Here is a 17,402-nt window from a genome sequence, read left to right on the forward strand (position 1 = left end):
TCGATGCCGAAGTCGACACACAGCCGATTGATACCGTCCCTCGCGTTTCGAAACGAGAGACGGGAGAGGTAGTCCGAGGGCGGCTCGCTTTCGCCCGGCGGCATCGTCAAAGGGAGAGGTCGGGCCTGACGGAGTGGAAGGCTGACCTTCCCAGTCGACCGAGTGGAAGGATTCGTAAACGTTCGCCGGGAATCGCCAAGGCTGCCCGCAGCGGGAGAGGCAGGGACTCGGGGCGTCTGTTCGACTTCGTCGCCAGCGTCCTCCATGCTTCCCCCGGGGTTGTGGAAGCCAGTCATTAGCCGATGAATCCCTGCGAACGGGTTCACGTCACGCGGACAGTTCAGCCGTCAGTGGTCAGCGGTCGCCAGCACGGGGCACCTTCGAAGGCCCCGCCGGACGGCGCTTACGGTAGGAATCCTTCAACGCATTCCCCGATGTCCGTCACGGCTGCGTTCCGAAGGGCTTGCGTGGCAACACCGCGTTTCGCCGTTGACGTTCAAAGCGACCTACGCGAGTTTCTGGAGCTTGGGCACGTCGAGGGTCTTCAGCGGTGACAAACTACAACAGGTTGCACAAGCCTTCGGGTGGGATGATATCCGGAACATCGTCGCCGATAACGGTCGGCGACATACGCGATGCGATCCACGATTTGCCGGACGATACGGAGGTTTACTTCGGCTCGGCGCCGAACGGCGACGAGCAGATCTTCTATCGTTTCAAGATGCGAGGCGAGAAGTTGATCGGGTTCGAGTTTCAAGACCCCGGTTGACCGATCGAGACGCGATCCTCCCGCCCATACCTCACAAAGGCGACCATGCAGTCATCGGTGGGCCATATGTCGGCCAGCGAAGCACTGGACTCTTCAAGAGAGCGCCGTAGTCGATGTCGCGTACATCCCCATCCGTTGGACGCGGACGGCAAGCGTTTCCAAACGCCTTCACGGAAATCTTCGAATACTTTTCCGGATGATGCTTGGACGGCTGTGGCCTTCTCGTGCGGGACATGAATGACGGGCGCGCATGTGCCCAGCGGAGGATGTGGGCTGCAGCGTTCGCGTTGTGACTTGAAATGGGGCCACGTGCCGAAGGCGCATCGGAAGATGCGCACTGACAGTATGAGCCACTGCCGGAGAACGGCATCGGAGACGCCTGACAGGCATGGGGCGCAGGAGTTGTCACGCCTTCAGTCGGGCAGTCCCCAATCACGCTCAGGATCGTTCCTGCGATTAAAGGCCTCCGGAGGGACAGTGGACGACGTCCGAGGCTTACCGTCGCTGCCGATCCAGCGAAAGCCGACGCCCCAACCCGAACTGCGTCCGCTGTTGCTGGAGTGACGGGAGAGGGACTTCGTCACCGTGATGCCGGCGAGGTTCAGCGATCCAGCACCCTTGCCGAGATGAGCGTGGAACAACCTGTCAAGGAATGCATGATCGGAGAGGTCGCCCTCCACGACGACAGATGCGTCGAGAAGCGCAGCCGCACGCCGCCGTCGCTCGTCGCGCTGCCTTGCTGTGTCTCGGTTCGATGCGTAACCATCGGCCAGGGACGTCGCGCCCGGCGACGCACCACGCTGCATCGGCAGACGTCCCTCTCGGTACGCCGCCAGCATGGCGGCGGCGGCATCCGGGCCGACGTCCAACGTCGTGTCGAGAAAGTCCTCCCGATGGTGGATGTCCGTTCGTGCCACCGGATCGAGTGCTTCGCCCGCCAGCACCTCTTTGCGTGCCAACCTTGGCTTCAGTCCTGGGAGGAGTTCAAGGAATTCTGTCAGTGACATCAAATCGGTTATCCCTTCCGCAAACGTTTGCCGCGACCTGGCTGGACGAAAGTGCGTTCGATCTACCACGGCGAAGTGTACGGATAGTGGCCCGGCCAACGCGGCTGGGCGGCGCCCTCCAGCCTTGCGAACGCAGGACTCGAAGGCAAGGGCCTGAGATCGGCGGTCAAGGAACGCAGCTTCAACAGGCATGGGATGACCTGACCGGAGACGCGACGTATCCACGGCAGAGCGCCTTCCCGGGGCACCGCTCCCGCGCGGGGTCGATTGCTTTCGCCACAACCTGGCAACCGAACCTTAGCGGGAGGGTGTTCTAACGCCGCCGTGTCATCGGGCAGAGGAATTGCCATGGTCGCGGCGAGCGAAACCATTCGGGGAATCAGGTTTCATGAAGGAGAGCCTGCCGCCTGGCTGATGGTCCGGATGGCGGAATGGCTCGGCGACACGGTCGACGAGTTCGCCGCCAAGATCGGCTTCCCGTTCGCCGAGGCGAGGCGCGGTCTGCGCAACGCCGAGCTGGCGGGCCTCGTCGGGAAAACGCCGGAAGCGGTTGCCGCGTGGACCCCGATGGAGGCGGCGTCCGGTAAGTCGATCCTGCGCGGCCAGGTGCTGCGGATGTCGTGGGACTGGGTGCACCCGACGCCGGGATTGCCCGTCCAGGCTTGCCCAACCTGCCTGCGTACCGACCTGGCGGAGGGGGAGGGCCCGAAGGACCAGAGGCCGTTTGTCCGGGCGTGGTGGTGCCTGCGGGACATCTCGCATTGCCAAAAGCACGGAACTTACTTGGTCGGGAAGGGCCGACCCGCGCCGGACGTCGATGGCCACCGCGACCTCGATGACGACCCGCGTTTCTGGTATGGCCTTCACATGGCGCCGGCTGTGCAGGTGCCGGACGCCGACCGGATGGCGGACCTCTACCTTCTCGGTCGCCTCGGGGTTGTTCAGCCAACCCCCGTGCCCTTCCTCGACCGTCTCGACATCGGGGAGGCGTCGTCCGTCATCTCGTGGCTCGCGGAGCTCGCGACCGTGGGCACGAAGCCGTTGGATACGCGGGCGATGACCCGCGTCGACGCAATGCGCGTGCGGTCCCTTGGTTTAGCGCTCGCGAAGGACTGGCCGAACCGCATCAACGTCCGCCTCGACGAGCTGCTGGAGGCGAACGAGGGTCCGCGCCGCGGGCCGAACTCGGTCTACGGCCGCTTCTACACCCGGGTGTACGACATTCGGGACTCCAAGGAAGACCACGCTGGCCGCAAGGAACTGCGCGAGGTCCTGTGGGACCACGCCATGCGGAGGATCCCGTTCGGTGTCGGCGAAAGGATGTACGGCATCGAGACGGACGAGAGCGAGCGCGTGAGCGTCGCGGGCGCCGTGGACATCGCCGGGGTGCCAAAGTGCGACTTCCTACGGTTCGCGGAGTCCTTCGGGCTCATGGAGGAGGGTGTGGACGTCAGGAGGTTCGGGGTGGCAAGGAGCGTCGCCGAAGCGGTGCGCGGGCGACTGTTGCAAAGATAAAGGAGATGAACTTCTTATCGCTTGTACAGCCATGGGGCGTCGGCCGACATCGAACTCGACCTGCTGGCGAGCTGCTTGACGGCGGTGGAAATTGGCGTTGGCGCGACAAAATCCCCGGGCTGTCTCGTTGACCGCGGCAAACGCCACGGAAACAATCGCATCAATGATTCGTTTTCCACCACGTGTTGCGGTGGAGGCGTGGACCGCGACCGTCCGTGACATTATGAAAAGCAGAGAATCCTGGAGGTGGCGATGGCGAGCTTGGTGACGTCGGATCAATTCGTAGCCGGCATCGTGGCGATGCTGGCGGTGAAGAACCGTACGCATTTCCTGCTGTCCGACACCGAGTTGGACGGGCGGTTCCAGCGCGCCTTCGAGGACCTCTTGTCCGCGGAGGACGATTACGGCGTCAGGTCGAACTTTTCGTTCTACGTCGATCCGCAGCATGGCGACTCCGTGTGCCTGCGTGAGACATTGACGGCCGCCAAGGAAAAAGAACTAATCGGCCTCAACAATCCCACTCTGAGGACGTTCGACGTCAAGCTCACTCCCGAACGCGCGCAGCGTTACCTCGATCGCAACCCCCTCCCGGCCCAGTTCTTCGAGCATCTGGTCGAGCAGCATTTTCCAGCCTGACGAGTGGCCCAACTCCGCCTTGCCGAATTCCAGGCATTCGCCGAAACGTTCGCCGCCGATCATCTCGACGATTATGTCGACACGCTGAAGCGGCGGCGCCGCAATCCCGGTCGCAAAGAAATCAACGATCCCCTTTGGGGGACCATCGGGCTGACCGGGCCTGAAGTCGCAATCATCGACAGCCCGCTCTTTCAGCGGCTTCGTCTGATCCGGCAACTGGGTGTTGTCCACTGGGTTTATCCCGGTGCGATACATACCCGCTTCGAGCACACGCTCGGCGTGCTTCGGCAGGTCCAGTACCTGTGCGGTGCGATCAACGTGCTTGGAACGCAGCAGGGCATCGACCGCGAACTGATCGACACGAACAAGGTCAACCTTTTGAGGATGGCGGCGCTCTTTCACGACGTGGGCCATGCTGCCTTCTCACACGTGTCCGAACACGCGATCGAAAGCTTGGAAGCGGTCTCGACGCTCTCCACCGAGTTCGCGAGGGAGAACAAGGGGGAGAGCAAGTCGCTCTCAGAGATCTTCGCTTACCTCGTCGTGCGTTCTCCTGCAGTGAACCGACTGCTGTCGACCCTGCTTGATCACCAAAGCAGCTATATCGCACTCCAACAGAACCGGATCGGGAACGTCGAGGAGCTCGTCAAGAAGCTCTCCCGTGCGATCATAGGTCGGAGCATCGACGACCGCCTTCCCTTGCTGCACGAGATCATTTCGGGTCCCTTCGACGCGGACAAGCTGGACTACTTCGTTCGCGACGCCCGCAGCGCCGGCACTCCTTCGTTGCTCGACATCTCGCGCCTAATCCAGAAGATCGCCATCCGGGAATTCAATGCCAAGGATTTGCCAGGATCCATCGGCAGGGACATCCAAGCGAGCGATCGGCACGTCGTTGTCGGCATGAAGTGGTCGGGCATATCCGTCCTGGACGAACTCCACCTATCGCGCGTGCTGCTTTACTCGAAAATCTACCGCCATCCGAAGGTGGTGGCCATCGAACAGATGGTGCACGCGGTGCTGGTCACGCTCGCGGGCGCCGCTGACGCTCGGCGCGTCATGGAGTTGGTCTACCGCCATAGCGACGACGAATTGCTCGCAATGACGCCCAGTACGCTCGCGACTGCACTTGGGCTCACTTTGGACGAATGCCAAGGAGACGTCAGGGTCCGCATCGAGAAGGCCGCGTCCATCCTGAAAGACCTGCGCCTCCGACGCTTGACGGCGAAGGCGTTCCAGCTGCAGCGCAGCTATCCCGGCGATCCCTTGATCAGCGACCCCGTCCAGAAGGCTGGCCTAATAGATTTCCGCGAGGTCATCGACCAGCCATCGGACATGCAGCGGTTCCGGAGTTCGTTGATCGACGAGGTGGCGAGGATCCGGGCTGCCCTGGGTCAAGCCGACCGATCCCGCATCGACCTCGAGGGGGCCATTTCCATCAGGGCGATAGGCACGACACCCGGAGGAACCCAGATCGGACGCGCTTTCCTTCTGCCACGGTCGGGCGAGCCACTGGAATTCCGGAACTACCTCGTGAACCGAACGGCTTGGGCCGACAGTTACCTCTCTGACCATCCCGCTGGCTACGTGTTCGCCGACGAGGAACTGGCCGACATCGTCTACGTCGCGATGGAGCGCCTTCTTAGGCAGGGTCACGACGTTCGCCTGCCGCCGTCGGCGATAGAGGCGAGCAAGCGCGAAGAAAATGACATTCAAGAACTGAAGCGTCGCTTGGCAAGCGCGAGCTACTACCATGACGCGCCATACGACATCCGGCCGCTTCCCATGCGTCTAGCTCATGCGGACGTCGTTCGCGCCATATCCGAATTTCAGCCCAAACTGGATGCCTATCAAGCTCCCGTGCGACCAGAACCGCGGTCGTCCGCATCCGCCGAGAGGCATAACCTGATAACCGAAAACTGGCTGCGCCAGTTCGACCACGACGACGACGTTGAATGCGCGGTCCGTGCGATCCAGGGGTTGCGCATGATCAGCCGACGCGACACCGTCAATGCCGTTGGCGACTTCATTGCCCAGAACCGGCAGTTCGAGGGCGCTATCGTCGTGCCGTTCGGGAGCGCACGTGACAGCGCCGCCATACAGGGTTACTTCGCAGCAGACCTCCAAGGAACGCGCGTGTCGGGTTGCCTCACGCTTGCGGAGGCCGTCATAAAGACCAATGGACATCCAATCCTGTTCGTCGACGACTTCATGGGTTCGGGCGGGCAAGGACGCGACATGCTCGCGGCCGGCTTTGGACGGAAGGATCTCAGGGTCGACCTCAACGAGGAGCGGGACCTGTTTTCCCATGACATCCAAAACTTTCTGAGACGCTCTAGTGTCGGGTTTGTCTTCACTGCCGCCTGGGATGCGGGGATGGAGCAGTTCCAACAGACCGCGACGGACATCGGACTCGACGCAAAGGTGTTCAGGCATATCGATGAGAGCGGCATCCCGTTCCTGGCGGATGTCCTATCCGACCTGCCGGAGGCACAGGTGTCGGGTTTCATAGAACGGAGTCACAGAATCGGTGTCGCGTTGTTGGATGGGTCCAACAGGCAACGGTCCGGCGAGTCCCAGCAAGATCGACACGCGAGACTGTCCGAGCGTGCCCTCGGCTATGGAAACCGCGGCATGCTCCTGGCATCGCCGTTCAACGTACCAACCCAGACCTTCACGCCTGTTTGGGCGGAAGGGAAGGTCAACGGCGCAGCTTGGGTGCCCCTTATGCCTCGACGCAAAAAGCACTGACAGGCGACCTAGGAGCCTGTCCGAGTAACGAGTTTGGACGGTAGGATCAGCTTCGAGCTCCGAGCAGACATGGTCCGGGGTTTGGCGTCAATGCCCAGCCGTGGCCAGTTTCAGGAGGTTGTGGGGTGCAGATCATCGACCATTCGCATCGGACCTGATCAAGCCCGCGTAGCAGAGCCGTTCACTTGAAGGTCAGTCTTGATGCCCGCCGATCCCATTGTCCTCGGCTTGGCCATACACCCGACTGGATGAAGGATCCGGTACTTCGCGGCTCCTGGCTGTTACGACGACTGCGGCATCCATAGGCAGAAGAACGAGACACCCTCTTCACGCAGGCTCATTCCTTCGCGACAAGGTTCGGCATCGCCTGCTGAGCGAGCTCTGTCCCGAGGTACTTCGATCGCAGCGAATGAGGCGGACGGCGATCGGCGGCTGGCGGCACCTTGCCCGAAAGCTGCGTACCAGCGCTTAGTCATCGAAGCGGGCAAACCTAATCGTCACCGTCCGGACATGACGGCCGCGTGGCAGCTGAAGTCGGATGGCGTTACGCCGTCTGCTTTCGGCCAGGCGCTCGCGTATCGCCACTTCCAAGCGCTCATCCAATTCAGCCTGGGTGCATGCCCAATCCGGCAGGTCGTCGGAGTCAGACAGTCCCCATTCGTCGAGATCCTCGAGGTACTGCGCCTCGCCCTCGACGAGGTCAGTCTCCACGCTCGACACCTCCTCTGAAGTGCCGCGCACCCATTCAAGAGTCATTGGGTTCAGGATCTCCAGGAAGGCCACGCACCATTCCTCGCGATCGAAGACCCATCGGATCACGGAAAACGTCTTCGTGGTTTCGAAGAAGTGCTGCCACTTCCCCACGAAGGTGTAGCGGAGCTCGCCTTCCTCATCCTCCTCGCAGGGACATGAGCCCAGTCGTCTGGCCGAGATGAAGTCCTTCATCTTACGAACTCCCAGCGGTCGTCAGCCCGCTGAATATGGAATGTGTGCACCCATTCCGGGAAGACTGAACCTGTGGTGAAGCCCGGCCGTTCGTCATAGACGAGAAAATGTGGATGATCACTCAAGAGGTGTCGCTGGAATTCTGCTACTTCAGCATCGTTCCCCAAAATCCAAGGGCCGTCTTCGACCTCACGGAAGTTGAGCCAGGCAATCTCCTGCCGATCTCGGCTCAACACCCACCGCACTTCCGTGTTCGGCCCTACACCCGGGAAATTGCCTCTCCAATCGACGCAGGAGAGAAGCCGATGGCGGCGGCGCACATTCTCGGCATCGCAAGTAAGTCCACTGTCGTCACTGCAGTTCTCCACAGCCATTCTCAGCTCCCCCATTTCCAAGCACGTTACGGCGCGACGTAGAAAATGGTCCCTCGGATAAGGGGAGCCCACAAGAGCCACCGGAAGGCGATCGGGCTTTGAATGAGATTCTTTCGGTTTCAGCGAGCCGCACAACAGAGAAGGGGGCAGCGAGCAGAGCGCCCGTGGCTTCCGATGAGAATCGCCGCCGGACAGCCTCGGCCGCATGGTCCGCCATCGGCCGAAACGGTTCTCGGCCGAAGCTCGCAACCCACGAATACGCGCCCACGATGACCCGCATCGTGCAACGTGCCGACATCGTCCTCTGCGACACGAAGGTGCAGACATCGCGATCGCCGCAGGCTGCGTCAGTGCCGCACCGGGTGAACGTCCCCGGCATCCTTCGCGTTGTTTGGCATGCTTCCTGAACCCGAGCTTTTCGTCCGACCCTCTCGTCTCTGGCGCCCTAAACGTGTCCTCGTCACACCGTCGGCTTTGGAAAGGTTCCACGGTCGAGCGATCGTGGAGCGGGCCGAAACGCTTGGCATCGCCGTGGAACACCTGCCATCCGACCGGCTGCCCCTGGAGCGTAATGCGGACGCACGTGGCTACTACGCTCAGGCAAAGTCGACGCTCGCCGTCGTGGTCGCGCCACCGTCCAAGCTGAGGCTTCAGCCGATCGCGCCAAGCGCCGACTGGCGGGTCGATCTGGCCGAAGGTTGCCCGGCTCATTGCAGCTACTGCTATCTGGCGGGTTCCCTAAAGGGTCCGCCCATCACGCGAGCCTACGCCAATCTCGACGAGATCATCGGCGTGCTGCCCAGTTATCTCGGTCAAGGCGCGGTGACTTCGATGAGCGCCATGCGCGTCGGAGAGGGAACGACCTTCGAGGCCTCCTGCTATACGGACCCACTTGCCATAGAGCATCTGACGGGCTCGCTTTCGTCCCTGATCGGCTGGTTCGGACGTTGGGAGGCCGATGTCCAGCTGAGGTTCACGACGAAGTTCGCAGCCGTCGAGCCACTTCTCGGCCTCGATCACCGTGGGCGCACCCGCATGCGCGCCTCGTTGAACCCGGCGGAGTTCGCCCGTTTCGAAGGCGGCACGGATCCCGTCGGCGAACGGCTGCAGGCGCTTCGGCGCATGGCAGAAGCGGGCTACCCGATCGGGTTGACCATCGCGCCCATCATCGCTGCCGAGGGGTGGCAGACCGCCTATGGCGGCTTGATCTCGAATGTCGCCGCCGTGCTCGGCAAGGTCGCCGCGACCGCGGATCTAACGGTCGAGCTGATCACCCATCGCTTCTCACCGGGATCGAAGAGCGTTCTGGAAAGCTGGTACCCTGGCTCCGACCTCGACATGAGCGAGGCCGGGCGGCGCGAGAAGCGAACGCGCTTCGGCGCCGTGAAGCAGGTCTATGACACGTCCACCATGACGAGCCTCAGACGCTTCCTCGAGGACCGGCTCGCATCCGAGCTGCCCGGCTGTCGCATCCTCTACTGGACCTGACGCAGGAAGGGTCGGTTCGGACCGGACGAGGACGGACCGGCCGCTCGCGCATGGAGGGCGAAAGCGGCCGTTTCGCAGACGACGTCTCTCAGATCTTCAGCATCCGGTCCGGTCGACCTCAGTAGTCGGGGCTCGACGACAGACAGATTGCGTCTCCCGAAGGCCAGGATTGCCGTTCCCGGCGACCACGATCTTGGAATGCCTTTGGCCGTTCGCTGATGCCGAGGCCCGGACGATCATCTCGAGATCAGGCTTCGGACGTGAGGGAAGCTCAGAAGCCGAGGCTCAGCTGTCCACTCGATGCGGTGTGTTGCCTGTCTGCGAGCTGCCGCAGGGCTGGCGAGAGGATGGGGTCGAGTCCGAGGTCTCCGCGGATCAGGCCATGGCGCCAACGGTGACGGGAGCCCGGGTGCGGCCATGGCGGGCAGTCGACGATGGGATACCAACACACCCCCTCGACCCGTGCACCTCTTTCCAGGGCCCATTCGACTTCGGCCATGACATGGTCGAGCCAGCGACGCTTGTCGAACCCCGGAAAGCGTCGCCGCTGCTCTCGATGCCCATCGTGCCAACTCGTCTCGGCGACGAGGATCGGCAGCTTGTATCGCCGCCAGCCCTTTAGGATCGCCCTCCCCAGGGGCGCGCGGGCCGTGTGCGGGTAGCTGTTGATACCGACTGTGTCGACGACGCCGGCGGTCACGAGCCTGTCCACCGCCGCGAACTGTCGCTCGCCGATTCCGTGGATCGGGTCGCACGCGAGCAACCGAACGTCGCCGTGATGATCGCGCGCGGCCCGTGCCATGGCGATCGCCATGTCCACCGCTTCCTCCCAGGGCGTGCCGGCCAGCATCGGATAGATCGAAGGCTCGTTGACCGGGCAGAGTCTGAGCGGCCGCATCGGGTCGGCCGCACGCGCAACTGTGACGGCGTGAGTGACCGGATCCGGAGGTCGGTCGAAGTGCGCGAGATCCCAAGTGACGTCCAGACCCGACACTTCCGCCTGTCGCAGTCGCGGGGCGGGATCGTGCCGCCAAGGCAAGCCATCGCGTGCCCGAAGAAGCCCATGGTTCCAAGCAATGGCGTAATGCTCGGCCATGCGGTCGTCAGGCAGGTGCCGGGTGGTGACAAGAAGGTCGTGGTTCGACCACGCGAGGTGACCGGACTCGAACCCGGCCCAGAGAGGGACGCTCATGGGCTGGGCAAAGCAGCCCCTTCCTGACGGGTCAAGGCGGCCGGGCCGGATGCTTCGAGCGCAACTCTTCGGCTCCCACCTCCGCTATGCCGTGAAGTCCGCGCATTGAAGCCAAATCGTCAGGTCAGGTGCTTTGCCGTGACCCTGAACATGGGGTGTCGCCATTCAGGATCCACGGATCACGCTTGGGATCGGCATCGTTGGATGTTGAAGCGACACCAGGAGAAAGTCATGCAGCGTTTCGAGGGAAAGACCGTCATCGTCACGGGAGCCGGGTCCGGCATAGGGGAGGCGACGGCAAGGCGGTTCCATGCGGACGGCGCGAATGTCGTTCTTGTCGGCCGCACTGTGGAGAAGCTGGAGCGCGTGTCCGAAAGCCTGAGCGATGGTATGCGCGTTCTGGTCCAGGCAGGCGACGTCTCGAGTCCAGGGGATGTCACGGCCTTGGTGGAGGCAACGGTCGAGCGCTTCGGCGGGGTGGATGTCCTCGTCAACAACGCTGGCACGGCGGTCACCGGGCCCTTCGCCGACCTGTCCTTCAAGGACTGGCGGGAGGTCATGTCGATCGACGTCGACGGAATCTTCCACATGACGAAGGCGGCGCTGCCGCATCTCCTTCGGGCGAAGGGGTCCATCGTCAACGTCTCCTCCGTCTCCGGGATCGGCGGCGATTGGCACATGAGCGCCTACAACGCAGCCAAGGGCGCCGTGACGAACTTCACCCGATCATTGGCGATGGAACTCGGCGGGCAGGGTGTTCGGGTCAATGCGGTGAACCCAAGCCTCACCGAGTCCGACCTCACCAAAGACATGCTCAGCGACGAGAAGCTGATGGCCAAGTTCGCCGAGCGGATCCCGCTTGGCCGTGCGGCACATCCGGAGGAAGTGGCCGATGTGATCGCATTCCTCGCCAGCCACGACGCCCGCTTCGTGAACGGCGTCAACCTGCCTGTCGACGGCGGGCTGTCTGCGTCGAACGGTCAGCCGCCTCAGGCTTGATGGCAGCACACCGATGCTGAAACAGACGCATGGCCCCGCATCTTCCGCATGCTCGATCGCTCAATCAAGCTGCGACAGCGCCACTCGTTGTAACGTGTCCGTCGAGCGCGCGAATGGCAGCCCGCAACGCGCTGCCGGGAGTCTTCTCGACATCGAGCATCGGCGTATCGCCCACTTGGCAGGCCCATACGATGGTGTTGGTGTGGTAGCAGGCGAGTTTGATGCGTGCCCCTTTGTAATCGACGACAGCCTCCTCGATCCCGTTTGCATCCGTGAACGTGATGAGACTCGCGCCGCTCTTCAGAGCGGCCAGTTCGAAGGCCCTGTGTAGGCTCTGGTTCATGTCGATGTCCTCTGAGCCCGTTCCGGGCGAATGGTTGATGTCGCGTGATGTGCGCGCCGCGGCACGTCTGGTAAGCGGTACGTGGCTCGGTGAGCGTCTCGCTTAACAAGGCCGCTGTGCTTTCGGCTTGAGATCTCACCCCGTCCGGTGGTTCATGGGATGAGGGCACCTCACCCTGAGAGCTTGCCGGCCTTTTTCGAAGGCTGGAATGCTTCCCGCCTAAGCCGCCAGAGCCTTGCGCTCTTCCTCGGCATCCACAAGCGAGTACATCAGGTTGCCGATCGACCCGATCAGCATCCCGTAGCGATATTGGACTTCGGGATGCAGTTCGTCCCAGCCGGCACGCTTGTTGTCGTAGATCTCCAACAGGGACGAGATCGTCGTGTAGATCCCGTGCTGCGGCTGCGGCGCCAGGTAGCTGAAGTCCTCGTTGTCGATCTTGATCGCGACGTCGGCGTTCTCCGGGTCGGTCAGGTCGATATCCAGCCGGTCCTCGAGGATCCTTGCCACTCCCACCCAGGGGTCGGCGCCTTCGTCTGCGTTGTACACTCCCTTGACAGCGAACATGGCCTCCATGGTCTCGTCGCCGATCAGGAGCAGATGTGTGCTGCTGCGGTACCTTTTCGTCATCTGGATCTCCTCGTTTGGTGCTCTGTCCAAGAATGGTTCCCCGGATACGGGAGGGGCGCAAGCGAGTGGACGAACATTTTGCGCTACTGTGCGAACCGCAGGATTGGCGGCCATGTATGCTCGAACGCGGCAGTTCGTGAGAGGCTCGGCCAGCCTCTGCAGAGGACCTCCAGATAGCTGGAAGTTCGCAGTTCATGTCCGTGTAGCTTGGTGGATCGGAACGCTGCAGACGCGAGCGTGTCCCGCGCTGAGTTCACGATCGCTTCGTCGCCCGCCGCTACGCAGCTCGCGGCCTGATGTCTACGACGTGGCCTCCCGCGGCGATCGACATCCGGCGCGCGGCTTCGATGAGGTCGTACTGGTCTTCATAGGTGGTCAACAGGACTGCCCCGAACAGTGCCAAGACACCCTGAGCGGCGCTCCGGTGCGTCAGCCCCTTGTTCGAGATGGTCTCGATCGCGAGGTCGATCTCCGCCTTGGTTCGTGCGTAGACGGATCCTTCGCCGAGGAACGTGTCCTCGTCGTCTCCCTCGCCGAGCTCGAATGCCAAGATCGCCGCGTTGGCTTTCTCGAGCGCGGCAACGGCATCATCAGCGTCCCTGTCGCTGAACACGAGGTAGGGCATGTCGATTGCTCCCGGGTGTTCGACCCTGGTTTGATGAGTGACGGTGGGGCTTGTTTTGAACCGCTCAACCGACGTCGCCGAAAGCGGATGACTAAGGCTCCCGCGTATCATCTCGCTCGGCAAGCCCCCGGCAGGATCATTTTGGGAGCGATCCGGATGGCTCAAGGCAGCTTCGAGACACAGCGGACCCAAGGCGCCGCGGCGAAGCGGCGTCCATGTAGGATCGGAAAATTTCTCCGGTGATGGACTCGTCGAAACGTCCCGAGTTCAGCTGTCCGGACGTCAGCTCATTTCTTGAACCACGTTTTCGACGATCCTCGGCGCGCGGGCCGATCAGCCGCCCTACGACGAACCCGCAGGGCGACGATAGTCGCTGAGCCAGTAGACGTTGGACTTCGCCTGCTCGATCGGAAGGCCGTCGAGCTTCGCCTTGGCATGGGGAGATCGTCCCACGGGACCGGCGGATGCTCGTCCTGCCTCGACGCGTTCGTCGTCCAGGATGGCAAGTTACTCGACTCCAAGAGTCCCCACTCCTCGAGTTCTCCCAGGAATCTCGTATCGTTTTCGATCAGGTCCAGTTTGACCTCCGATGCATCCTCCGGAGTTGCGTCCACCCAATCGCGACTGCCTACATCGCGCATCTGTATGAAGGCGAGCCGCCAGTTCCGACGGTTGAAGACCCATCGGATATCGTCCGACTTGGGTTTCCGGTCATAGAAAAAATCTCCCACTTCGGGGCCCAGATGTAGCGCTGACCGTCCGACCCAGATCATAGTCGCTTAGCTTGAACGATTCCGTCGGCACGAAAAAGTCGTTCATGTTCGGTCTCCGAGATAACGGTCTGCGTCGACGAATACGGGCTCGTGGACCCATTCCGGGAAGATGTCACCGTTCGTGAAGCCCGGCCGATTGCCCTTGCCGAAGACCTCGGGGTAGAGGCAGAGGAGGCCATGCTCGAGGTCCAGGATCTCGTCCGAATTGCCGTCGAGCCAGATGCCGTTCTCGACATCGCGAACGTGAAGCACCTCGATGCGCATCGCACGCCGATCAAACACCCATCTCACAGGCGTATCCCGCATGGAGCCGTGGAAAGCGTGCATCCACTCCGCGCATCCCAGGAATTTGGGGCGGTCCTTGCCGAAGCAAGCTACCCAGCCGCCATTGGGACCGCCGCGCGCTCGCGTCTTGGTTCCTTCGACCAGCCGCGTGGTTCCGCTGACGCACAGCTCGGCGGGAACAACCGCGAGTGCCGTCTGCCTCACGTCCGTTTCCTCCACGAACGGATGCCGCTCCGTCGCAACTGCTTCATCCGCCCACGCGGGAAGCGCGTCCGCCTCTCGAACCCCGAATTCTTCCATCCTGACATCGAGCGCGTCGGCGTTCGCATCGACGAGGCTGTCCTCGAGGTCGGCGACCTCCTCCGGGAGCCCGATGAGCCAGCCGGAGCTGGACTGTCGCTTCACGTGCAGCACCGACACGTGCCACCGATGCCGATCGAAGACCCAGCGCGTGTCGACCTCCGGTGCTCCGTCGGCGAAGTAGTGGCCCCAGTCCCCGGAGACGGCATACCTCGGGCGATCGGCATGTTCGGCTGCCTTGAGCGTCGCATGACGGGCGCGGATGCCCTGTTTCAGGAGCGGCAAGGCCGTGACCAGCGCCTTAACGTCGCCTGCGGCGGCCATCTGCGCGATGCTCTCTTCAGTCGGGTAGGCAGCTCCATTGGGAGTCCGTTGTTCCAACGCCTGCTCCTTCCGTGTCATGCGCTTGTCGAAGGGGGTGACCGCGATCGGCCATCCGTCGGCACCGCCAAGTCGACTATCGCGATGGGTGACGAGTGCGACTTGAGGTGCGCTGACCAAATCGTTCCCCGGATGCGAGCGGTCCGCAAGTGCGAAATCGGCGAGGCAAACGTGTCGACAAGTCCGCTCCCGTCGCCGTCTCCAAGGCGCATGACGGTTCGCGAAGATTCCTTTGGAAGCCGGCTTGCGGGTGCGTCCGTTCCGGATCAGCATCCAAGCGGTCGGCCAATCGAGGCCATGTCTGGAGTGGGAAAGCGGCATGCAGATCAGGATTAACACGCTGGCGGAGCTGACCGAGCTCGTGCGCACCGAAGTGGCCGCCGAGAGGCTCGACGTGCGCGTGGACGAGCACTGGCTCCGCGACAAGTGGGACATCCACGCCTCCATCGACATCAAGGAGATCGCGCAGGTGCTCACCGACACCTTCCGGTCCGAGACGAACCCGAACGTCGTGATGACGCTCTACAACGGACCGATCCTAGCCAACGTCGAAATCCCGGAGGGCCTCACGATCGAGGACGAGCTCTGGGCCTTTCAGGCGGACCTCTCGTTGCTCTATGGCAGCAAAGTCTGGCTCATGCCCGCCGAGCCCAACGCGTTTGGATTCGGCATCCTGGCGGCCTACCGGATGCCGGGCGGTCCCTATCGGTGGGGCGACGAAGGACTCGTCAGGCGCTACGGCGTCGAGGTCGGGCGATACTCGCAGTCCGCCGAACGCTTGGCAGCCTGAGTTTTGATGGAGCCGACAGGAGCCGTGTCGAGGCTCGTTCGCCGCTCGACCTTTGGTGCGAGGCAGCGTCCAGCTATGTTCCTCGCCTATCCCGCCGGAGGCTCCGGCTGGCACTTTCAACCAGATGCAATGAGAGAGATTGGGCCGCTAGGTGTCGAATGGGGCGGGCGGACATACTGGAGCGAGGACCTTCCCGCCCTTCCGGAAGACATGTTGATCCCGGAAAAGTTCGAAGTGCGAAGCGATCCTTCGGCGCCGGAGGCAGTCGAGTTGTGGGATCTCTTTCGCAGGCTGTGGATCCCGCTTGCGTGCCGTCTTGAGTGACAAGCCCTCTGCCGACATTCCGATCGGCCGCAACAGGCCCTCAACATTGATTCTGGAAGGCGAAGCCGCTTGACCATCTTGTGTTTCATGGACATTGCCACGGCGCATCTGCGTGATCGCGACGTCACCCTTCTGGCGAACGGCAGATCACCGATCGAGTGCTCGAGGACCAAATTCAGCTACATCGTTTCTACGGCGCCGTACATCGAGGCGGACGGCCGTGCTGGCCGGCTCGATCTGCTAAGGAGTAACGGGATGTCCGAGTGCTTCGTTGCGGCTGTCCGCAAGGCTGCCGAAAACGGCTGCTGGCTGCTCCGGTTCGAGCAGGAAGCCGACGTCGACGAGGAGCTGGAACTCGGCTGGGACCTGGATCATCCGGAGGAACCTGAATAAAGGCTGAGGCGGCGACTGACTCATCAACGTTGGTCCGTACTGTCTCGGCGGCTCCCGTTCAGTTCAAAACCGGACGAGCCTTGAGCCTCAAGCGGCCTCCCGTCGATCGAGACGAATGGTATGGGAGATGCGGGATGCGAGCATCGATCCCGGGGAGTGCAGAACCCCGAGTTCAGCTGCCATCGCTTTTGCCTCTTCCTGCGCTCGATCGAGACCCGGGGCAGTGTTCTCGCCGAGAGTGAACACGGTGCCGCCGAACATGAAGGTTGCCTCGTAGGCAGCTCGCTGTGCCAGCCCGATCGGAAGGCGTTCCGTTGTCGAGCGCTCCACTTCCGCTTCCACCGCTCGAGCGATGCGGCTTGGAATTTGCGCGATGGCTGACGCGACGAAGCACCGTCTCGTCTTGGTGCCTCTCACCTCGTTCGCCAGAAGCTCATCCGTGAGTGAGGCAGCGAACGCAGACAGCGGCGAAAAGCGTAGCGGGATCAGAACCGTGTCAGCCAGACGCGCCGCTGCCCGCAGTATGTCGGGCCTCGTGCCAGCATCGATGATTACCACGGCACGACGTTCGATGCCCTCGCGGACCAATCCCGCTAACTGTGTGGTCTTATCACATCTCGCGACCTCGATTTGGGTCGGCTTGCCCGGCTTCGATGCCCACGTCGACAGATCTCGGGTGTTGCCGGCGTCAATCAGAAGCACGGGCGTCCTGGTCGAAGCCGATGCCGACCCGATCGTCAGAGCTAAGGTCGAAGTGCCGGCGCTCTTCACCGAGCCGATCGAGATCACCGGGAAAGCCGCATCATGAACCGAAGAGGCGGCGCGGACCTGCGGCGTTCGAAACCTGGCGGCGAAAGGCCTCATTGGAACAGGTCCTTGGCT

17 protein-coding genes are annotated in these 17,402 nt (G+C 62.5%); 8 read left to right on the plus strand and 9 right to left on the minus strand.

Annotated features, from left to right (window positions below; translation table 11 throughout):
- Window positions 1-550 precede the first annotated feature (550 nt).
- On the plus strand, window positions 551-769 hold the full coding sequence (locus tag ASG43_RS21735) for a hypothetical protein (protein WP_156386839.1): 219 nt from the start codon (window positions 551-553) through the stop codon (window positions 767-769).
- 413 nt (window positions 770-1,182) lie between these two features.
- Here the strand turns inward: ASG43_RS21735 and ASG43_RS22405 are convergent, their stop codons facing one another.
- On the minus strand, window positions 1,183-1,776 hold the full coding sequence (locus ASG43_RS22405) for a hypothetical protein (RefSeq protein ID WP_244488197.1): 594 nt from the start codon (window positions 1,774-1,776) through the stop codon (window positions 1,183-1,185).
- 348 nt (window positions 1,777-2,124) lie between these two features.
- Here ASG43_RS22405 and ASG43_RS21745 point away from each other — a divergent pair, with 348 nt between their 5' ends.
- From ASG43_RS21745 to ASG43_RS21755, 3 genes are all read left to right on the plus strand, one after another.
- Window positions 2,125-3,291, plus strand: a complete 1,167-nt coding sequence (locus tag ASG43_RS21745) for a TniQ family protein (RefSeq protein WP_056509565.1) — start codon at window positions 2,125-2,127, stop codon at window positions 3,289-3,291.
- Between the two features lie 252 nt (window positions 3,292-3,543).
- Window positions 3,544-3,927, plus strand: coding sequence for a hypothetical protein (locus tag ASG43_RS21750; RefSeq protein WP_056509573.1), 384 nt, complete (start codon window positions 3,544-3,546; stop codon window positions 3,925-3,927).
- Window positions 3,928-3,930: 3 nt separating this feature from the next.
- On the plus strand, window positions 3,931-6,678 hold the full coding sequence (locus ASG43_RS21755; protein WP_056509576.1) for an HD domain-containing protein: 2,748 nt from the start codon (window positions 3,931-3,933) through the stop codon (window positions 6,676-6,678).
- Window positions 6,679-7,146: 468 nt separating this feature from the next.
- On the opposite strand, the gene ASG43_RS21760 is transcribed toward ASG43_RS21755, so the two are convergent.
- Both ASG43_RS21760 and ASG43_RS23185 read right to left on the minus strand, forming a co-directional pair.
- Window positions 7,147-7,623 carry a hypothetical protein gene (locus ASG43_RS21760; protein WP_056509578.1) on the minus strand — a complete coding sequence of 159 codons (477 nt, stop codon included), beginning with the start codon at window positions 7,621-7,623 and terminating at the stop codon, window positions 7,147-7,149.
- The gene (locus ASG43_RS23185; RefSeq protein ID WP_162244761.1) at window positions 7,620-7,997 is read right to left on the minus strand and encodes a hypothetical protein; all 378 of its coding nucleotides are present in this window, start codon (window positions 7,995-7,997) and stop codon (window positions 7,620-7,622) included. Before ASG43_RS23185 ends, ASG43_RS21760 begins: the two co-directional genes overlap by 4 nt.
- Before the next feature lie 396 nt (window positions 7,998-8,393).
- Between ASG43_RS23185 and ASG43_RS21770 the strand changes: the two genes are divergently transcribed.
- The gene (locus tag ASG43_RS21770; RefSeq protein WP_056509586.1) at window positions 8,394-9,485 is read left to right on the plus strand and encodes a spore photoproduct lyase family protein; all 1,092 of its coding nucleotides are present in this window, start codon (window positions 8,394-8,396) and stop codon (window positions 9,483-9,485) included.
- Window positions 9,486-9,756: 271 nt separating this feature from the next.
- Here ASG43_RS21770 and ASG43_RS21775 read toward each other — a convergent pair whose 3' ends face one another.
- A complete protein-coding gene (locus ASG43_RS21775; RefSeq protein WP_156386841.1) occupies window positions 9,757-10,581 on the minus strand; it encodes a hypothetical protein in 825 nt (274 codons plus the stop codon).
- A gap of 234 nt (window positions 10,582-10,815) precedes the next feature.
- Between ASG43_RS21775 and ASG43_RS21780 the strand changes: the two genes are divergently transcribed.
- Window positions 10,816-11,676 (plus strand): SDR family oxidoreductase, encoded by an 861-nt coding sequence (locus ASG43_RS21780; RefSeq protein WP_244488198.1) that lies wholly within the window; start codon window positions 10,816-10,818, stop codon window positions 11,674-11,676.
- A gap of 64 nt (window positions 11,677-11,740) precedes the next feature.
- Here the strand turns inward: ASG43_RS21780 and ASG43_RS21785 are convergent, their stop codons facing one another.
- The 4 genes from ASG43_RS21785 to ASG43_RS21800 all read right to left on the minus strand — a co-directional run bounded on the left by ASG43_RS21785 (window position 11,741) and on the right by ASG43_RS21800 (window position 15,286).
- On the minus strand, window positions 11,741-12,019 hold the full coding sequence (locus ASG43_RS21785; protein ID WP_056509596.1) for a hypothetical protein: 279 nt from the start codon (window positions 12,017-12,019) through the stop codon (window positions 11,741-11,743).
- Window positions 12,020-12,238: 219 nt separating this feature from the next.
- On the minus strand, window positions 12,239-12,649 hold the full coding sequence (locus ASG43_RS21790) for a hypothetical protein (protein ID WP_056509599.1): 411 nt from the start codon (window positions 12,647-12,649) through the stop codon (window positions 12,239-12,241).
- 277 nt (window positions 12,650-12,926) lie between these two features.
- Window positions 12,927-13,274: a hypothetical protein gene (locus tag ASG43_RS21795; protein WP_056509602.1), complete on the minus strand. Its 348-nt coding sequence runs from the start codon at window positions 13,272-13,274 to the stop codon at window positions 12,927-12,929.
- A gap of 815 nt (window positions 13,275-14,089) precedes the next feature.
- Window positions 14,090-15,286 (minus strand): hypothetical protein, encoded by a 1,197-nt coding sequence (locus ASG43_RS21800; RefSeq protein ID WP_156386842.1) that lies wholly within the window; start codon window positions 15,284-15,286, stop codon window positions 14,090-14,092.
- A 46-nt stretch (window positions 15,287-15,332) separates the two neighbouring features.
- Here ASG43_RS21800 and ASG43_RS21805 point away from each other — a divergent pair, with 46 nt between their 5' ends.
- Both ASG43_RS21805 and ASG43_RS21815 read left to right on the plus strand, forming a co-directional pair.
- Window positions 15,333-15,803: a hypothetical protein gene (locus ASG43_RS21805; protein ID WP_056509608.1), complete on the plus strand. Its 471-nt coding sequence runs from the start codon at window positions 15,333-15,335 to the stop codon at window positions 15,801-15,803.
- A gap of 411 nt (window positions 15,804-16,214) precedes the next feature.
- Window positions 16,215-16,520: a hypothetical protein gene (locus ASG43_RS21815; RefSeq protein ID WP_156386844.1), complete on the plus strand. Its 306-nt coding sequence runs from the start codon at window positions 16,215-16,217 to the stop codon at window positions 16,518-16,520.
- A gap of 87 nt (window positions 16,521-16,607) precedes the next feature.
- On the opposite strand, the gene ASG43_RS21820 is transcribed toward ASG43_RS21815, so the two are convergent.
- The gene (locus ASG43_RS21820; RefSeq protein ID WP_200939546.1) at window positions 16,608-17,384 is read right to left on the minus strand and encodes a chromosome partitioning protein ParA; all 777 of its coding nucleotides are present in this window, start codon (window positions 17,382-17,384) and stop codon (window positions 16,608-16,610) included.
- Window positions 17,385-17,402: the final 18 nt, after the last annotated feature.

This window comes from Aureimonas sp. Leaf454, from assembly GCF_001424685.1.
In the GTDB taxonomy this organism is placed as follows: Bacteria; Pseudomonadota; Alphaproteobacteria; order Rhizobiales; family Rhizobiaceae; genus Plantimonas.

Excerpts from the sequence above, each read along its gene's own strand:
- ASG43_RS22405 (WP_244488197.1), bottom strand. The coding sequence starts at position 1,776 with ATGTCACTGACAGAATTCCTTGAACTCCTCCCAGGACTGAAGCCAAGG.
- ASG43_RS21745 (WP_056509565.1), top strand. The coding sequence starts at position 2,125 with ATGGTCGCGGCGAGCGAAACCATTCGGGGAATCAGGTTTCATGAAGGA.
- ASG43_RS21750 (WP_056509573.1), top strand. The coding sequence starts at position 3,544 with ATGGCGAGCTTGGTGACGTCGGATCAATTCGTAGCCGGCATCGTGGCG.
- ASG43_RS21760 (WP_056509578.1), bottom strand. The coding sequence starts at position 7,623 with ATGAAGGACTTCATCTCGGCCAGACGACTGGGCTCATGTCCCTGCGAG.
- ASG43_RS23185 (WP_162244761.1), bottom strand. The coding sequence starts at position 7,997 with ATGGCTGTGGAGAACTGCAGTGACGACAGTGGACTTACTTGCGATGCC.
- ASG43_RS21770 (WP_056509586.1), top strand. The coding sequence starts at position 8,394 with ATGCTTCCTGAACCCGAGCTTTTCGTCCGACCCTCTCGTCTCTGGCGC.
- ASG43_RS21775 (WP_156386841.1), bottom strand. The coding sequence starts at position 10,581 with ATGGCCGAGCATTACGCCATTGCTTGGAACCATGGGCTTCTTCGGGCA.
- ASG43_RS21785 (WP_056509596.1), bottom strand. The coding sequence starts at position 12,019 with ATGAACCAGAGCCTACACAGGGCCTTCGAACTGGCCGCTCTGAAGAGC.
- ASG43_RS21790 (WP_056509599.1), bottom strand. The coding sequence starts at position 12,649 with ATGACGAAAAGGTACCGCAGCAGCACACATCTGCTCCTGATCGGCGAC.
- ASG43_RS21795 (WP_056509602.1), bottom strand. The coding sequence starts at position 13,274 with ATGCCCTACCTCGTGTTCAGCGACAGGGACGCTGATGATGCCGTTGCC.
- ASG43_RS21800 (WP_156386842.1), bottom strand. The coding sequence starts at position 15,286 with ATGCTGATCCGGAACGGACGCACCCGCAAGCCGGCTTCCAAAGGAATC.
- ASG43_RS21805 (WP_056509608.1), top strand. The coding sequence starts at position 15,333 with ATGCAGATCAGGATTAACACGCTGGCGGAGCTGACCGAGCTCGTGCGC.
- ASG43_RS21815 (WP_156386844.1), top strand. The coding sequence starts at position 16,215 with ATGGACATTGCCACGGCGCATCTGCGTGATCGCGACGTCACCCTTCTG.
- ASG43_RS21820 (WP_200939546.1), bottom strand. The coding sequence starts at position 17,384 with ATGAGGCCTTTCGCCGCCAGGTTTCGAACGCCGCAGGTCCGCGCCGCC.